Source organism: Variibacter gotjawalensis (assembly GCF_002355335.1).
Taxonomy (GTDB): Bacteria; Pseudomonadota; Alphaproteobacteria; order Rhizobiales; family Xanthobacteraceae; genus Variibacter; species Variibacter gotjawalensis.
On sequence record NZ_AP014946.1, the window covers coordinates 1,719,920 to 1,735,082 of the forward strand.

The following is a 15,163-nucleotide window of genomic DNA, read 5'->3' on the forward strand; positions in this document are numbered from 1 at the left end:
TTTGATTGGTCTTAGCCGACGTGCATCAGCGCGTCGAGCAGCACGCGAGCACCGGCATCCGCGTCGCTCGCCGCGACGGTTTCGAGCGGCGAATGGCTGATGCCGCCGTTGCCGCACCGCACGAACAACATTCCGATATCGCAGACACCGTTGAACACCATCGCGTCGTGCCCGGCGCCGCTGAGCAGCGTATGCGCGCGATATCCGGCGCGCTTCACCGCATCGGCAAAAACCAGTTGCAGGCGCGGCGCGCATGGCGCTGCGGCCGAGTTCATCACTTCGCGGCTTTCGATCGTCACGCCACGGCGCGCCGCGATCGCCGCGCATTCCGCCGTGATGTCGTCGATCGCGGAATCGCGCGTCGCATTGTCTCCGGCGCGAATATCGAGCGAGAGTTCGCAGCGACCCGGGATCGTATTGATTGCGCCTTGCGGAACATTGAGCTGCCCGACGGTTCCGACCAGCGTATCGCCGCGCGAGCAGCGTTGCTCGACGAACAGAACGATCTCGGCCGCGGCCGCGGCCGCATCGTGACGCCCGAGCATCGGCACGGTCCCGGCATGACCGGTCTGGCCCGTGACCGTCAGCACTTGCCGCCGCGCGCCAGCGATTGCGCTGACGATACCGACCGGTAGGTCTTCGCGGAGCAGCACCGGGCCTTGCTCGATGTGAACTTCGAGATAGCCGAGCAACGACGCGGGATCGCGCGCGAGCGATGGAATTTTCTTCAGGTCGAGCCCGGCCTCCATCATCACTTCGAACAGATGCAGGCCTGCGCGATCCGTGCGTTCGAGAATGGCCGTATCAAACTTGCCGACGATCGCGTGAGAGCCGATGAACGGCGTCGCGAACCGCACGCCTTCTTCTTCTGAGAACGCGATCAGCTCAACGTTGAACGGCAGCTCTGCGCCGACGCGAATGAGGTGCTCGAGCACGACGAGGCCCGTCAGAATGCCGAGCCGCCCGTCGTATTTTCCGGCGTTGCGCACCGTGTCGTAGTGAGAGCCGATGATGAGCGTCTTCGCGCCAGGCATTACGCTCGGCAGACGGCCGACGACATTCGCGGTTGCGTCGATCTCGGCCTTAAGTCCGGCCTGCCGCATCCAGTGCAGCAGCAGGCTCGCCGCCGCGTGATGCGCGGGCGTGAGATACGTGCAGGTGAGATTGTCGCCGGCTTCCGAATGGCGCGCGATTTCGTCGGCGAGGGCGAGGATGCGTTCACCGAACACACCGCGGGCGGGAAGAGACATTGGGCTCCGGTCCTGGACTTCTTGACGATACGTCTGCCATGTTGCGCGCGTCGCGCCAAGCAGGGCGTTTCGTCACGGAAAACCGCATGGAAATCGATCGTCCGGATGTCGTCGCGGAAGTAGAGGCCGCGTTCGCGCGCTATGAGGCGGCGTTGGTCGCCAACGATACCGCAGCACTCGACGCACTGTTCCATCCGGATGCGCGCACGATCCGTTACGGCATCGGCGAAAACCTCTACGGCATCGATGAGATCAGAGCGTTTCGGACCGCGCGCTCCCCGGTTGGTCTCGCGCGCCGTCTCGACCGCACGCAGATCACGGCCTATGGCAACGATCTCGCCATCGCGGCGACGCTGTTCTACCGCGACAGCATACCCGGCAAGGTCGGGCGCCAGATGCAGACGTGGGCGCGCTTTGCGGACGGCTGGCGTGTCGTTGCCGCGCATGTGAGCGTGATCGACGCGAAGTAATCGCTCGGCGATTGAAATTGGGCTCTCTCCGTCATGGTGAGGAGCCGCTACGGCGTAGCCGATAGCGGCGTCTCGAACCACGACGGCCAATGCGATGCCGCTAGCTCCCGGGCCGTCGTCCTTCGAGACGCATCGGCGTCGGCTTCGCCGACCGCGATGCTCCTCAGGATGACGGATTAAGGTGCGTCGCTCAGAACATCCCCGTGCCGCTCGGTGTCGCCAACGGAGACTTGTCGCGCGATACATATTCGCCGTCGCCTTTCGCGCCCGTGAGCTTGCCGTCGCGCACGACGAAGCGGCCGCGCACCATCGTCGACACCGGCCAACCCGTAACCTCGATGCCTTCATACGGTGTGTAGTCGACGTTGTGATGCATCAGCGACTGCGAGATCGTCACGCTGCGGTCCGGATCCCAGATCGCGATGTCCGCATCGGCGCCGACCGCGATCGTGCCCTTCTTCGGATAGAGCCCGTAAGTCTTCGCATGATTGGTCGAGCTCAGCGCGACGAATTCGTTGAGGCTGATGCGACCCTTCTTCACGCCTTCCGAAAACAGGATTGGCAGCCGCGTCTCGACGCCCGGAATTCCATTCGGCACCCAACGGAAACTCGTGCGCCCTTTCGGCGTCAATTTGCCTTGCGGGTCGTCGTAACGGAACGGGCAGTGGTCCGACGAGAACACCGAGAAAACGCCTTGCTGCAGGCCTTTCCAGCATTCCGATTGGCTCTTCTTGTCGCGCGGCGGCGGCGAGCAGACATACTTCGCGCCTTCCATGTTGAGGCCTTCGAGGTCCTGCTCGGTCAGCACCAGATATTGCGGACACGTCTCGCCATAGACCTTGAGCCCCTTCTGCTGCGCGCGGCGGATTTCCTCCATCGCTTCGCCGTTGGAGACGTGCACGATCATCACCGGCACATCGACAAGCTCGGCGAGCGAAATCGCGCGATGCGTTGCCTCGCGCTCGATTGGGATCGGACGCGACGGCCCGTGGAAGAACGGCGCCGTCTTTCCAGCACGTTCGAGCCGGTCAGTGAGGAAGCGGATCGCGTCGTAGTTCTCCGCGTGCACCATGACGAGCGCGCCGGTCTCGCGCGCGACCGCCATGACGTTCAGCATCTCCATGTCGGAGAGCGCCATGCCCTCATACGTCATGAACACCTTGAACGACGTGTAGCCGTCGTTCACGAGAGCCGGGAGTTCCTGGCCGAGCACACGCTCGCTCGTATCGACGATGACGAGATGAAACGAGACGTCGACGTAGCAGTTGCCGTCAGCCTTCGCGTGATAGTCCTTCACGACCTGGCGCAACGACTCGCCCTTCTGCTGAACCGCGAAAGGCAGCACCATCGTGTTGCCGCCGAACGCGGCCGAGCGGGTGCCGGATTCGAAATCGTCCGCCATCACGATGCCGGGGCCGGAGGGCTGCGCGAAATGCACGTGACTGTCGATGCCGCCTGGCAGCACCAAGTGGCCGGTGGCGTCGACGATCTCGCGCGCCTCGCCCAAATTCGCGCCGAGCGCCGTGATCTTGCCGCCTTGAATCCCGACGTCGCATTTGACCGTATCGGCCGCCGTCGCGATGGTTCCACCGCGGATAATCGTGTCAAACGTCACTCTGAGGGCCCTCAAACACTTTGAAACGGAAGCTGGAGTGTGCCACCTCTAGCAAAGGTGCCGGGGACACAATACGACAAAGCGACGCCCGGCAAACAGGGCAGCGCCAAAGGACAGGGCCAGGGAACCGTGAACGCGTCCGAACTCGATACTCCCGCCGTCACGATCGATCTCGATGTGGTCGACCGCAATATCCGGCGCGTACAGGAGCAACTGGACGCGTTCGGCGTCGCCAACCGGCCGCATATCAAGACGCACAAAATCCCTTGGCTGGCTGAGCGCCAGCGCGCCGCCGGAGCCAAAGGCATAACGTGCCAGAAGATAGGCGAGGCCGAAGTCTTCGCCGATGCCGGCTTCGACGACATCATGCTCACCTTCAACATCTTGGGTGACGCCAAGACCGAGCGCCTCGCCGCGCTGGCGCGCCGGCTGAAAAAGCTGACCGTGGTGCTCGACAATGACGTCGTCGCGCGCGGACTGTCGGAGGCCGGCAAGCGCCACGACGTCGATTTCCGTTTCCTGATCGAATGCGACACCGGCTTTCACCGCAACGGCGTGCAGACGCCGCAGGAAGCGCTCGATCTTGCGCAGGCCGCGCTTACGATGCCGCGCCTGCAGTTCGACGGCCTGATGACCTATCCGAAAGGCAACCTCGACAAGCAGCGCGATTTCTTCCAGCGCTCAGTCCAGCTGTTCGGCGGCGCCGGGATTCCGCTGCCGGTGATTTCGTCCGGCGGCTCCGCCACGGTGCCGAATGTCGGCGAACTCCCGATGGTCACCGAGCATCGCGCCGGCACATACATCTACAACGATCGCATGATGGTCGCGGCCGGCGTTGCGACGTGGGACGATTGCGCGATGCGCATCCGCGCGACCGTCGTCAGTCGCCCGACCGACGACCGTGCAATCCTCGATACGGGATCGAAGGTACTCACCGCCGATCTCGGCGGGCTCACCGGCTACGGCCGCATCGTCGAATATCCGGACGCTGTGATCGATCGGCTCTCCGAAGAACACGGCATGGTCGATCTGTCCCGCGCGGTGGAGCGGCCGAAGATCGGCGAGATTGTCCACATCATTCCGAACCACACTTGCGTGGTGACGAACATGTTCGACGAAGTCTACGCCGTGCGCGAAGGCAAAGTCGAAGCCGTCATGCCGGTCGCGGCGCGCGGAAAGGTGCGCTGATGGATGCACCGACGCCGCCGGATCGTAAACGCACGGCGGTGACGCGCGATCCCGAGCGCACGCGCCGATCGATCCTCGATGCGGCGACTGTCGAGTTCACGGCGAAGGGCCTGAACGGCGCGCGCGTCGACGATATCGCGGCGCGCGCGGGCGCCAACAAGCGCATGATCTACCACTACTTCGGCGACAAAGAGGGGCTTTACCTCGCGGCGCTGGAAGAGACCTATGTCGCGATCCGCGCTGCCGAAATTCAACTGAAATTCACCGAGCGCGACCCGGTCGAAGGCATTCGCGAGCTCATCCACTTCACGTGGCGCTATTTCGTCGAGCATCCCGAATTCCTCAGCATGCTCGGCACCGAAAACCTGCATCGGGCGCGCTTCCTCCGGCAGTCGAAGCGCATCCGCGAACTGCATTCGCCGCTGATCGGCATGCTGTCGGACTTGCTGACGCGCGGCGCGGCCGCAGGCACGTTCCGCCCGAACGTCGATCCGGTGCAGCTTTACATTTCGATCGCCGGCCTCGGCTTTTTCTACATGTCGAACCGCCACACGCTGTCGACGATCTTCGGCCGCGAGCTCGACGCCACCGACGCGCTTACCGAACGCGGCGACCACATCGCCGACGTGATCTTGAGTTATCTCCAGCGAAAGCCGTAGAACGCGTCAGCGTCGCGCTTCGGTCGCCATGCGCACGGCGAGGGCGGCCAGCACCGTTCCCATCAGCCAGCGCTGCACGACGATCCACTTCGGCCGCGTCACGAGGAACGCCGCGATCGAGCCTGCCGCGATGGCGATGATTGCATTCACCGAGACGCTGATTGCGATCTGTACCGAGCCGAGAACGAGCGCCTGCGTCAGCACGCTGCCGTGCTCCGGCGTGATGAACTGCGGAAGCAGCGAAAGATACATCACGGCGATCTTCGGATTGAGCAGATTGGTCAGAAAACCCATCATGAAGAGCTTGCGCGGACTATCGGCCGGCAGGTCGCGCACCTGAAACGGCGAGCGTCCGCCCGGGCGCACCGCCTGCCACGCGAGCCAGAGCAAATAAATCGCACCGCCGAAGCGGAGCGCGTCATACGCATACGGAATTGCGAGTACGATGGCCGTGATGCCGAAGGCCGCGCAGAACATGTAGAAGACGAACCCGAGCGCGACGCCGCCGAGCGAGATGAGCCCCGCCAGACGCCCCTGACAGATGGAGCGCGAGATCAGGTAGATCATGTTCGGCCCGGGCGTCAGCACCATGCCGAGCGCGATCAGTGCGAAGGCAGCGAGACTGGCGAAATCCGGCATGGCGAACTCCAAAACGCGGGGTGCGCGCTGTCTAACTCTCGAACCGCCCGGCGACAAGTGACGAGAGCGTTGGTAGCATCCGATCCGCGCTGCAATTTCCGCGCTTGACTCTGGTCGCGCTCTCCTCCACTAGTAACCAGTCAGTTACTTAAGCCATGCGGCATGCTCGATAAGAGGCGTGCCCCGCGGGAGGAGAAGCGAAGTGGCGACGAAGCGTCTCGGCATCATCATGCACGGCATCACCGGCCGCATGGGGCTCAATCAGCATCTCGTGCGATCGATCGTGGCGATCCGCCAGCAGGGCGGCGTCGTGCTGCCGAACGGCGACCGCGTGATGCCGGACCCGATCCTCGTCGGCCGCAACGCGGAAAAGATCGCGGCTCTCGGCAAGCAATACGGCATCGAACGCACGACGACCGATCTCAATGCTGCGCTTGCCAACAAGAACGACACGCTGTTTTTCGATGCCGCAACGACGCAGATGCGCGCCGAATTGCTCACGCGCGCGATCGAAGCTGGCAAGGACGTCTACTGCGAGAAACCTATCGCGGACGATCTCTCGAAAGCGCTCGCGGTCGCCAAGCTAGCGAAGAAGAACAAGATCAAGAACGGCGTCGTGCAGGACAAGCTCTCGCTGCCTGGTCTCCGCAAGATCGCGATGCTCAACGAGTCCGGCTTCTTCGGAAAAATCCTCTCGGTGCGCGGCGAGTTCGGTTACTGGGTGTTCGAAGGCGATTGGGGCCAGCCCGCACAACGCCCGAGCTGGAATTATCGCCTGAAAGACGGCGGCGGCATCATCCTCGACATGCTGTGCCACTGGCGTTACGTGCTCGACAATCTGTTCGGCAACGTGAAGGCCGTGAGCTGTCTCGGCGCGACGCATATTCCAAAGCGCGTTGACGAGAACGGCAAAACCTACACGGCTGACGCAGACGATGCGGCTTATGCGACGTTCGAGCTTGAAGGCGGCGTCATCGCGCAGCTCAACTCGTCGTGGGCCGTGCGCGTGCGCCGCGACGATCTCGTCACCTTCCAAGTTGACGGCACGCATGGCTCGGCCGTCGCGGGTCTTACGCGTTGCTACACGCAGCATCGCGTGAATACGCCGCGCCCTGTGTGGAATCCGGACGTTCCGCAGACGATGAACTTCCTCAATCAGTGGGAAGAGGTGCCGGATAACGTCACGTACGAGAACGGCTTCAAGCTGCAGTGGGAGGATTTCATCCGACACATGTTCGCGGGCACGCCGTGGAAGTACGACTTGCTGGAAGGTGCGAAGGGTGTTCAGCTTGCCGAGCTCGGCCTCGAAAGCTGGAAGAAGCGCCGCTGGCTCGACGTGCCGGCTCTGAAAATCTGAGGGACAAACAGATGGCGACGATCTCTCTGCCGACCACGAGCGGCCGCTTCGAGAATTACACGACGGGCGAACCGATCAAGCTGCCGCCGAAGGGCAAGCCGCCGGTGTTTAACCGCGTTGCATATGGCGCAGCGCATGTCGTCGCCGATCCGCTTGCCGACAACGATCCGTGGCTCGATGTCGCGATCGATTGGGACAAGACGATCGATTTCCGTCACTACATGTGGGACCTCGGTCTTGGCGTTGCCGAGGCGATGGATACCGCGCAACGCGGCATGGGCCTCGATTGGAACGGCGCGAAGGAACTCGTCCGCCGCGCGCTCGAAGCCGCGAAATCGCGCGACGGCGCGCTGATCGCAAGCGGCGTCGGCACCGAGCACCTGACGCCCGGTCCGGACGTGAAGATCGACGACGTCATCCGCGCTTACGAAGAACAGGTCGAGGCGATCGAAGGCATGGGTGGCCGCATCATCCTGATGGCGAGCCGTGCGCTGGTGAAAGCCGCGAAGTCGCCGGAAGACTACGCCAAGGTTTACGGCCGCATTCTGCGTCAGGTGAAGGAGCCCGTGATTCTGCACTGGCTCGGCGAAATGTTCGACCCGGCACTCGAAGGCTATTGGGGCTCGCCCGATCATAACGCCGCGATGGATATCTGCCTTGGCATCATCGAGGAGCACGCTGCGAAGATCGACGGCATCAAGATCTCGCTGCTGTCGAAGGAGAAGGAGATCTCCATGCGCCGCCGTCTGCCGGCGAGCGTGAAGATGTATACGGGCGACGACTTCAACTACGCCGAACTCATCGCGGGCGATGAAGAAGGCTACTCGCACGCACTGCTCGGCATTTTCGACGGCATCGCCCCGGCGGCGTCCGAAGGTCTCGCGCGCCTCGCCAAGGGCGACGTGCAGGGCTTCCACGGCGTGCTCGAGCCGACTGTGCCGCTCTCGCGTCACATCTTCAAAGCGCCGACGCGCTTCTACAAAACCGGCCTCGTGTTCCTCGCGTGGCTCAACGGCAAGCAGGACCATTTCACGATGGTCGGCGGCCAGCAGAGCGCGCGTTCGCTGCAGCATCTCGCAGAACTCTTCCGCCTCGCCGACAAGGCGCGCGTGCTGCACGATCCGGATCTTGCGGCGGGCCGCATGAAGCAACTGATGGCGGTGCACGGCTACGCCTGACCGCCAAATCAAAAAAGACATAACGAAAAAACGGGAGGATCATCGATGAAGAAACTAGTGCTCGCGGCCTCGGCCGTGCTCGCGCTGACCCAAACGGCCGGCGCGCAAAATTATCCCTGGAAGCCTGAAAGGCCGGTGACGATCATCGTGCCGTGGGCAGCCGGGGGTTCGACCGACCAAGTGACGCGCGTCGCCGCAGCGGAAGTGGAGAAGAAGCTCGGCCAGAAGATTGTCATCGTGAACCAGCCCGGCGCTTCGGGCTCGATCGGCACGCGCAACGCGCTGCAGGCGCCGAAGGACGGCTACACCTGGACGGCGGGCGCCGCAAAAGACATCGGCACCTATGTCGTGAGCGGCTTGCTCGACACGAAGATTACCGACTGGCGTCTCTATCTCAGCGTCATCAACGTGTCGGTGCTCGGCGCCAACAACAACACGCCGTACAAATCCGCCGCCGATCTCGTCGCCGCAATGAAGGCGAAGCCGGGTCACGTCTCGGTCGCGACTGCCGGCATCAACTCGTCGGGCCATTCCGGTATCGAGTCGTTCACGCGCGCGCTCGGCATCACCTACAAGCACGTCTCCTATGACGGCGGAAATCCGGCCGTGATCGCGACGGTCGCGGGTGAGACGGAGTTGACGACACAGCTCGCTGTCGAGCAGGCCAACATGATCCGCGCCAAGCGTCTGAAAGCGCTCGCAGTGCTCTCCGACAAGCCGCTCGAACTCGAGGGCTACGGCACGATCCCGGCCGTGACGAAGGAAATCCCGGCCTACAAGCCGGAAGCGAATTACTTCGGCATCTTCGTTCCGAAGGACTCGCCGCCGGAAGTCATCAAGACGCTGGACATGATCTGGGCCGACCTCGGTAAGAACGAAGCGCTGAAGAAGTATGCGACGCAGAACGGCGCGATCCTCGATCCGTCGTTTGGCGACGATGCTCTGAAGGCGGCGATGCCGGCGATCACGGCTGCGGCTTGGCTGCTGCACGAAGGCGGCAAGGCGAAGGTCTCGCCCGACACCGTCGGCATTCCGAAGCCGACGAATTGAGTCGTTACGCGGCATGCCGCGCATTCGGCGCTCCACCTCTCCCTTTGGGAGAGGTCGGATTGCGCAGCAATCCGGGTGAGGGGTTAAGGCCTATCGTTAGCCACCATCCCCTCACCCGCCGCGCTTCGCGCGTCGACCTCTCCCCATGGGAGAGGTGATCCGAGCAAGACCGAACGCTGAAGTTTGCAATGACCGACCACGCTTCATCTCCGACCCCGAGCTTCTGGCACGCCGATCGTATCGGCGGGCTGATCTGGGTCATTCTCGGCGGCGCCATCGTCTACGGCTCCTGGACGATGGATCGTCTCGAAGGCCGCATCGAAACGCCGCTCGCCGCGCCGGGTCTGGTGCCGGGCTTGCTCGGCCTCGGACTGATCATCTTCGGTGCGATCCTGCTCGCCCGGCGCATCCCGATTGGCGCGAGCGATGCAGAGGAAGCGTCGTGGCTGCGTGTCGTGGTCAGCTGGGCGCTCTGCTTCACCTATGCCGGTTTGCTACTCGGCCGCGGCGTTCCCTATATCGCGTTGACCGCTGCGTTTCTCTTCGCGCATCTCGTGCTGATCGGCGAACAGACGCTCGGCAAATGGCCCGAGAAGCGGCGGCTGATCACGATCATCTTGGTCGTCGCGATCGTGCCGGTGCTGGTCGGCTCGATCTTCCAATACGTTTTCCTCGTACGGCTCCCGTGAGGCGATAGGCATGCTTCAGGGATTGGAAATGCTTGGGGCTTCGATCGGCGATTTCCTCACGCCGACGTCGATCGCACTCGCCTTCGGCGCCACGCTGTTCGGCATCCTCGCCGGCTGCCTTCCGGGCCTGAGCGCAACACTCGTCATCACACTGCTGACGACGCTGACGCTTAAGATGCCGTCGAACCTCGCGATCCTCGTTCTGGTCTGCGCCTACAACGGCGCGATCTACGGCGGCTCGCGCACCGCGATCCTGCTCAACATTCCGGGCACCGCCGCCAACGCTGCCGCATGCCTCGACGGTTACCAGCTCGCACGCCAAGGCCAAGCCGGCCGCGCGATGGGCATCGCCACCACCGGCTCGGTGATCGGCACGCTGTTCGGCATTCTCTGCCTCGCGATCTTCACGCCGCTGCTCGGCGAAGTCGCGCTGTCCTTCGGCGCCTACGAATTTTTCTGGCTCGCGCTGCTTGGCGTCGTCACTTCGGGCAACATCGTCGGCGCCGATCCGATCAAGGGTTGGATCGCGGGTTTCCTCGGGCTGTTCGTCGCCTGCATCGGGCAGGAGGGCATGTACGCTTACGAGCGCTTCTCCTTCGGCAATGCCGATCTTGCGGGCGGCTTTCAACTGATCCCGGTTCTCGTCGGCGCCTTTGGTTTCTCCGAAGTGCTCACCGTGATGAGCGAGCGCCTTGCGCGCCCGAAGATCACGGAGTTTGGTTCGGCGTGGCCGAAGCCGAGCGACATCATACAATATTGGCGCACGATGCTGCGCTCCGGCATCATCGGCGTGTGGATCGGCATTCTTCCGGGCGTCGGCGAGGACATGGCCGCATGGTCGTCCTACGCCGCCGCGAAGCGTCTCTCGAAGGAGCCGGAAAAATACGGCAAGGGCTCGATCGAAGGCCTGATGGCCGCCGAAACCGGCGATAACGCGTCCGTCCCGGGCGGCATCATTCCGGCGCTCGCGCTCGCAATTCCGGGCTCTGCGCCATGCGCCGTGTTGCTCGCCGCGATGATCATTCACGGCGTTCAGCCCGGCCCGATGCTGATGGTCGAGCAACCGAAGTTTGTCTACGACGTCGTCGTGATGCTGCTGTTCGCCACGATCGGCATCCTGTTTTTTGGCCTGTTCTTCATCAAGCCGCTGCTGAAGATCATTCAGATCCCCCGCTCGATCTTGATGCCGATCATCTTCGTGCTCTGCGTGATGGGATCCTACGCGCTGTCGTCGCGCATGTTCGATGTCCAAACGATGCTCGGCTTCGGCACACTGATCTTCGTCATGCGTCGTTACGGTTATCCGGCCGCGCCTTTCGTGCTTGGTCTCGTGCTTGGCGATATTCTCGATAAGAATTTGCGCCGCGCGCTCATTCTGAGTGACGGCGATATGCTGCCGTTTATCTCGCGCCCGCTCAGCGCGATCCTCGCGATATTGGTCGTATGGACCTTTATCACCAACGTGCAGTCGATCAACGATTGGCAGACGCGCCAGCGCGCGCGATTGACAGAATGGATTTTCTCGCTGCTGCGCCGCAAGCAGGCCTGATCGGAGATCTCAGTGAAGACCGAAGGATTGTCGATCAATCTCGCGACCGTGCGCGAACAGTGGAACCTGCGCGAGGCCGTCGAAGCCTGCGCGCGCCAAGGCATTCGGGCGATCGATCCCTGGCGCGATCAAGTCGCCAAGATCGGCCTTGAAGAGTCGGCGCGCGTCATCCGCGATCACGGCATGCAGGTGACGGGCTATTGTCGCGGCGGCATGTTCACGGCGGCGGATGACGCCGGCCGCAAAGCTGCGATCGAGGAGAATATCCGCGCCATCGACGAAGCCGTCGCGCTTGGCGCCGATTGTCTCGTCTTCGTCGTCGGCGGCCTGCCGCAAGGCTCGCGCGATATCGCGGGCGCGCGCAGCCAAGTGCGCGACGGGCTCGGCGCCGTGCTCAATCACGCGCGAAAGGTGAAGATGCCGCTCGCGATCGAGCCGCTGCATCCGATGTATGCGGCGGACCGCGCCTGCGTGAACACACTCGGCCAGTCGCTCGATCTCGCCGACGAGCTAGGGCAGGGCGTCGGCGTCGCGATCGATGTCTACCACGTGTGGTGGGACCCGGATGTCGAGCGCGAAATCGCGCGTGCCGGCAAAGCGAAGCAGATTTTCGCCTATCACATTTGCGATTGGCTGGTGCCGACGAAGGATTTACTGCTCGACCGCGGCATGATGGGCGACGGGGTGATCGACCTAAAGCGCCTCCACGGCCTCATCACGCAGGCCGGTTTTCACGGGCCGCAGGAGGTCGAGATTTTTTCTGCGAACGATTGGTGGAAGCGCCCGGGCGACGACGTCATCCGCACCTGCATCGAGCGGTATAACGCGGTTTGTCTCTGAGGCCCCTCGCCGTCATCCTGACGCGACCTCACGGTCGCTCCTCAGGATGACGATAGAGGTGGAGCGTTCGCTAAGCCGCCACGACTTCCTTCACCTTGCGGCAGCGGGCGAAACGGCCCGGCCCGAGCGGCTCATTCGGAATGACGCCTTCCGTGCACAGCGCATCGCCATACTTGCAGCGCGGCGCGAAGGAGCAGCCGTCCGGCAGCTTGTCGAGCTGCGGCGGCGCGCCCGGAATGGCCTCGAGCTTCGTGCCCTTCGGCACACCATGGATCGTCGACGACAAAAGCCCGCGCGTATACGGATGCGCCGGGTGGCTGACGACATCGCCGAGGCCACCGAGTTCGATGATCTTGCCCGCATACATCACGGCGATGCGGTCGGAGATTTCCACCGCGACGCCGATGTCATGCGTGACGAAGATCATCGTCATGCCGAGTTCGCGCTGCAGCTCACGCAGCAGCAACAAAATTTGGATCTGCACCGTGGCGTCGAGCGCGGTCGTCGGCTCGTCGGCGAGAAGAATCTTCGGATTGCATGAGAGCGCCAGCGCGATCATCGCACGCTGCCGCATGCCGCCCGACATTTCGTGCGGATATGCATCGAGGCGGCGCTTCGCCGAGGGAATGCGCACGTTCTCGAGACATTCGAGTGCGCGCTTGCGCCCTTCCGCATGGCTTTTGCCCTGATGCCGCGCAACCGTCTCGGCGATCTGATCGCCGATCGTGTAAACGGGATCGAGCGCGAGCATCGGCTCCTGGAAAATCATCGACACTGTCGTGCCGCGAAAGTCTTCGAGTTCGGGCTCCGACATCGCCAGAACGTCGCGGCCATCGACGGTGATGGATCCGTCGATCTTGGTGCGATGCGGCGGATGCGTGCGCAGCAGCGCCCGCAACGTCACGCTCTTGCCGGAGCCGGACTCGCCGAGCAGCCCGACGACTTCGCCGGGCGCGATCGAGAGGTCGACGCCGTTCAGAGCGTGAACGATGCGATTGCCGCTGAAGCGGACGTGCAGGTTTTTGATGTCGATCATCGGTGTCATGTTCAAACTCCGCACGCCGCTCGCTTCCGTCACGAGGGCATTGGCGCCTTTCTGTGAAAGTCCGTCTCGTCCTGGAATGCCCGGCCGAACGCGATGGTCGTCTCGTCGCCGTACGGGCGTCCCATGATCTGCAGGCCGATCGGCATGCCGGCAGCCGTGTGTGCGACCGGAATCACCGTGACCGGAATGCCGAGGTAATTCACCGGACGCATGAAGCGCGTGACTTGCTGGATGATCGCTTCGGCGTCGAGCGCGCCGCCGACATCGGTCTCCGCGATCGTCGGCGCGACAGCGCGGGACGCCGGCGCGAGGATGACATCGGCTTTGCCCATCGCGGCGAGATGCTGCGCGATCGCGGCGCTGCGCCAGCGCAGCGCTTCGAGATACTGCACGCCCGTATAACCGAGGCCGTTCTCGAGACGATTGCGCACCTGCGCGCCGTAGTCGTCCGGCCGCGTGCGCAGCCAGTGTGCATGCGTGGCGGCGGCTTCGACCGCGAGCGTCATCACGGCGGCGGCCGAGACCATCATCTGGTCGGGCAGCTTAACCTTGACGACTTTGGCGCCGAGTTTCTTGAACGTCTTGATCGTTTGATCGAGCGCTTTGGCGACATCGCTTTCGAGATCGTCGACGTAGAAGTTGCTCGGCACGCCGATCGTCAGGCCCTTGATCGAGCGCTTCGCCGCCTTCGTGTTCCACGCGGGTGCCGCGAGCGTCGTCGGATCGAGTGGATCCGGCCCCGAGATGATCGACTGAATGAGCCCGCCGTCTTTCGCCGACAGGGCCAGCGGGCCGACCGTATCGAGCGAGAATGACAGCGGCATCGCGTTGGCGCGGCTGACGCGGCTCCACGTCGGCTTCACGCCGGTGACGCCGCAGAAGTGCGCGGGCAAACGGATCGAGCCGCCGGTGTCGGAGCCGAGCGCGACATACGTCGTGCGCGCTGCGACCGCCGTCGCCGAACCGGAGGACGAGCCGCCCGTGATGCGCTCCTTGTCCCAGGCATTGCGTGCCGGGCCGAGATGTTCGTTGTGGCCGGTTGGGCCATACGCAAACTCGACCATATGCAGCGCGCCGACATGGATCGCACCGGCTGCTTCGAGACGCTGCACCGCCGTCGCGGTTTCTTTCGGCCGATAGCCTTTGCGGATTTTCGAACCGCATTCGGCGAGTTTCCCCGCCATATAATACATGTCCTTGTGCGCCATCGGCACGCCATGCAGCGGACCGACGTCCTTGCTGCGCGCGAGCTCGCGATCGGCTGCTTTCGCGGCTTTCAGTGCGCCTTCTTCGTCGACGCGGACATAGGCATTCGTGTGCGGCTGCCAGCGCTTGATACGCGCGAGCATCGCCTTGGTGACTTCGACGGACGAAATTTTCTTCTTCCGGATCGCGCTCGCGACCTCGGTGAGGGTCATGTTCGACGGATCGATCATTGTTTGATCTCCCGCATCGAAACGACGACGAATGTCGACGGCTCGACTTCCATCTCGAGCTTCATCTTCTCTTCGTGGAAGCGCGTCACGGTCGGCGTGATGGCGCGTGCGATGCGCGCGGCCGCATCGGGCCGCAACGGAATGTGGTCGGCTGCCGCCATCTCGCTGATGCGTGCGGCCTTAACGTCGTCTGGCATT

15 protein-coding genes are annotated in these 15,163 nt (G+C 63.3%); 9 read left to right on the forward strand and 6 right to left on the reverse strand.

Annotated elements, in window-relative coordinates; genetic code table 11:
- Positions 1-11: 11 nt before the first annotated feature.
- Positions 12-1,250, reverse strand: a complete 1,239-nt coding sequence (locus tag GJW30_RS08355; RefSeq protein WP_096354124.1) for an allantoate amidohydrolase — start codon at positions 1,248-1,250, stop codon at positions 12-14.
- 86 nt (positions 1,251-1,336) lie between these two features.
- On the opposite strand from GJW30_RS08355, the gene hpxZ reads away from it, so the two are divergent.
- Positions 1,337-1,720 carry an oxalurate catabolism protein HpxZ gene (hpxZ, locus tag GJW30_RS08360; protein WP_096358731.1) on the forward strand — a complete coding sequence of 128 codons (384 nt, stop codon included), beginning with the start codon at positions 1,337-1,339 and terminating at the stop codon, positions 1,718-1,720.
- A 190-nt stretch (positions 1,721-1,910) separates the two neighbouring features.
- On the opposite strand, the gene hydA is transcribed toward hpxZ, so the two are convergent.
- A complete protein-coding gene (gene hydA / locus GJW30_RS08365; RefSeq protein WP_096354126.1) occupies positions 1,911-3,335 on the reverse strand; it encodes a dihydropyrimidinase in 1,425 nt (474 codons plus the stop codon).
- Positions 3,336-3,464: 129 nt separating this feature from the next.
- On the opposite strand from hydA, the gene GJW30_RS08370 reads away from it, so the two are divergent.
- Positions 3,465-4,523 carry a D-TA family PLP-dependent enzyme gene (locus tag GJW30_RS08370; protein ID WP_096358732.1) on the forward strand — a complete coding sequence of 353 codons (1,059 nt, stop codon included), beginning with the start codon at positions 3,465-3,467 and terminating at the stop codon, positions 4,521-4,523.
- Complete coding sequence (locus GJW30_RS08375; protein WP_096354129.1) at positions 4,523-5,182, forward strand: TetR/AcrR family transcriptional regulator; 660 nt, start codon at positions 4,523-4,525, stop codon at positions 5,180-5,182. The genes GJW30_RS08370 and GJW30_RS08375 overlap by 1 nt, the downstream gene beginning before the upstream one ends.
- Before the next feature lie 6 nt (positions 5,183-5,188).
- Here GJW30_RS08375 and GJW30_RS08380 read toward each other — a convergent pair whose 3' ends face one another.
- Complete coding sequence (locus tag GJW30_RS08380) at positions 5,189-5,821, reverse strand: LysE family translocator (RefSeq protein WP_096354132.1); 633 nt, start codon at positions 5,819-5,821, stop codon at positions 5,189-5,191.
- Between the two features lie 229 nt (positions 5,822-6,050).
- Between GJW30_RS08380 and GJW30_RS08385 the strand changes: the two genes are divergently transcribed.
- The 6 genes from GJW30_RS08385 (at position 6,051) to GJW30_RS08410 (ending at position 12,484) form a co-directional block, all read left to right on the forward strand.
- Positions 6,051-7,178 (forward strand): Gfo/Idh/MocA family protein, encoded by a 1,128-nt coding sequence (locus GJW30_RS08385; protein ID WP_096358733.1) that lies wholly within the window; start codon positions 6,051-6,053, stop codon positions 7,176-7,178.
- 11 nt (positions 7,179-7,189) lie between these two features.
- Entirely contained in the window at positions 7,190-8,356 is a 1,167-nt protein-coding gene (locus GJW30_RS08390) for a dihydrodipicolinate synthase family protein (RefSeq protein ID WP_096354135.1), read from the forward strand.
- 45 nt (positions 8,357-8,401) lie between these two features.
- Positions 8,402-9,406, forward strand: coding sequence for a Bug family tripartite tricarboxylate transporter substrate binding protein (locus tag GJW30_RS08395; RefSeq protein WP_096354138.1), 1,005 nt, complete (start codon positions 8,402-8,404; stop codon positions 9,404-9,406).
- A 188-nt stretch (positions 9,407-9,594) separates the two neighbouring features.
- Positions 9,595-10,095, forward strand: a complete 501-nt coding sequence (locus GJW30_RS08400) for a tripartite tricarboxylate transporter TctB family protein (protein ID WP_096354141.1) — start codon at positions 9,595-9,597, stop codon at positions 10,093-10,095.
- A 10-nt stretch (positions 10,096-10,105) separates the two neighbouring features.
- Positions 10,106-11,644 (forward strand): tripartite tricarboxylate transporter permease, encoded by a 1,539-nt coding sequence (locus GJW30_RS08405; protein WP_096354144.1) that lies wholly within the window; start codon positions 10,106-10,108, stop codon positions 11,642-11,644.
- Between the two features lie 12 nt (positions 11,645-11,656).
- A complete protein-coding gene (locus GJW30_RS08410; protein WP_096354147.1) occupies positions 11,657-12,484 on the forward strand; it encodes a sugar phosphate isomerase/epimerase family protein in 828 nt (275 codons plus the stop codon).
- A 70-nt stretch (positions 12,485-12,554) separates the two neighbouring features.
- Here the strand turns inward: GJW30_RS08410 and GJW30_RS08415 are convergent, their stop codons facing one another.
- Genes GJW30_RS08415 through GJW30_RS08425 form a run of 3 tightly spaced genes read right to left on the reverse strand, consistent with a single transcriptional unit; the run spans position 12,555 to position 15,162 of the window.
- A complete protein-coding gene (locus GJW30_RS08415; RefSeq protein ID WP_096358734.1) occupies positions 12,555-13,529 on the reverse strand; it encodes an ABC transporter ATP-binding protein in 975 nt (324 codons plus the stop codon).
- Between the two features lie 29 nt (positions 13,530-13,558).
- Positions 13,559-14,965 carry an amidase gene (locus GJW30_RS08420; RefSeq protein WP_096354150.1) on the reverse strand — a complete coding sequence of 469 codons (1,407 nt, stop codon included), beginning with the start codon at positions 14,963-14,965 and terminating at the stop codon, positions 13,559-13,561.
- A complete protein-coding gene (locus GJW30_RS08425; protein WP_096354153.1) occupies positions 14,962-15,162 on the reverse strand; it encodes a hypothetical protein in 201 nt (66 codons plus the stop codon). Before GJW30_RS08425 ends, GJW30_RS08420 begins: the two co-directional genes overlap by 4 nt.
- Position 15,163: the final 1 nt, after the last annotated feature.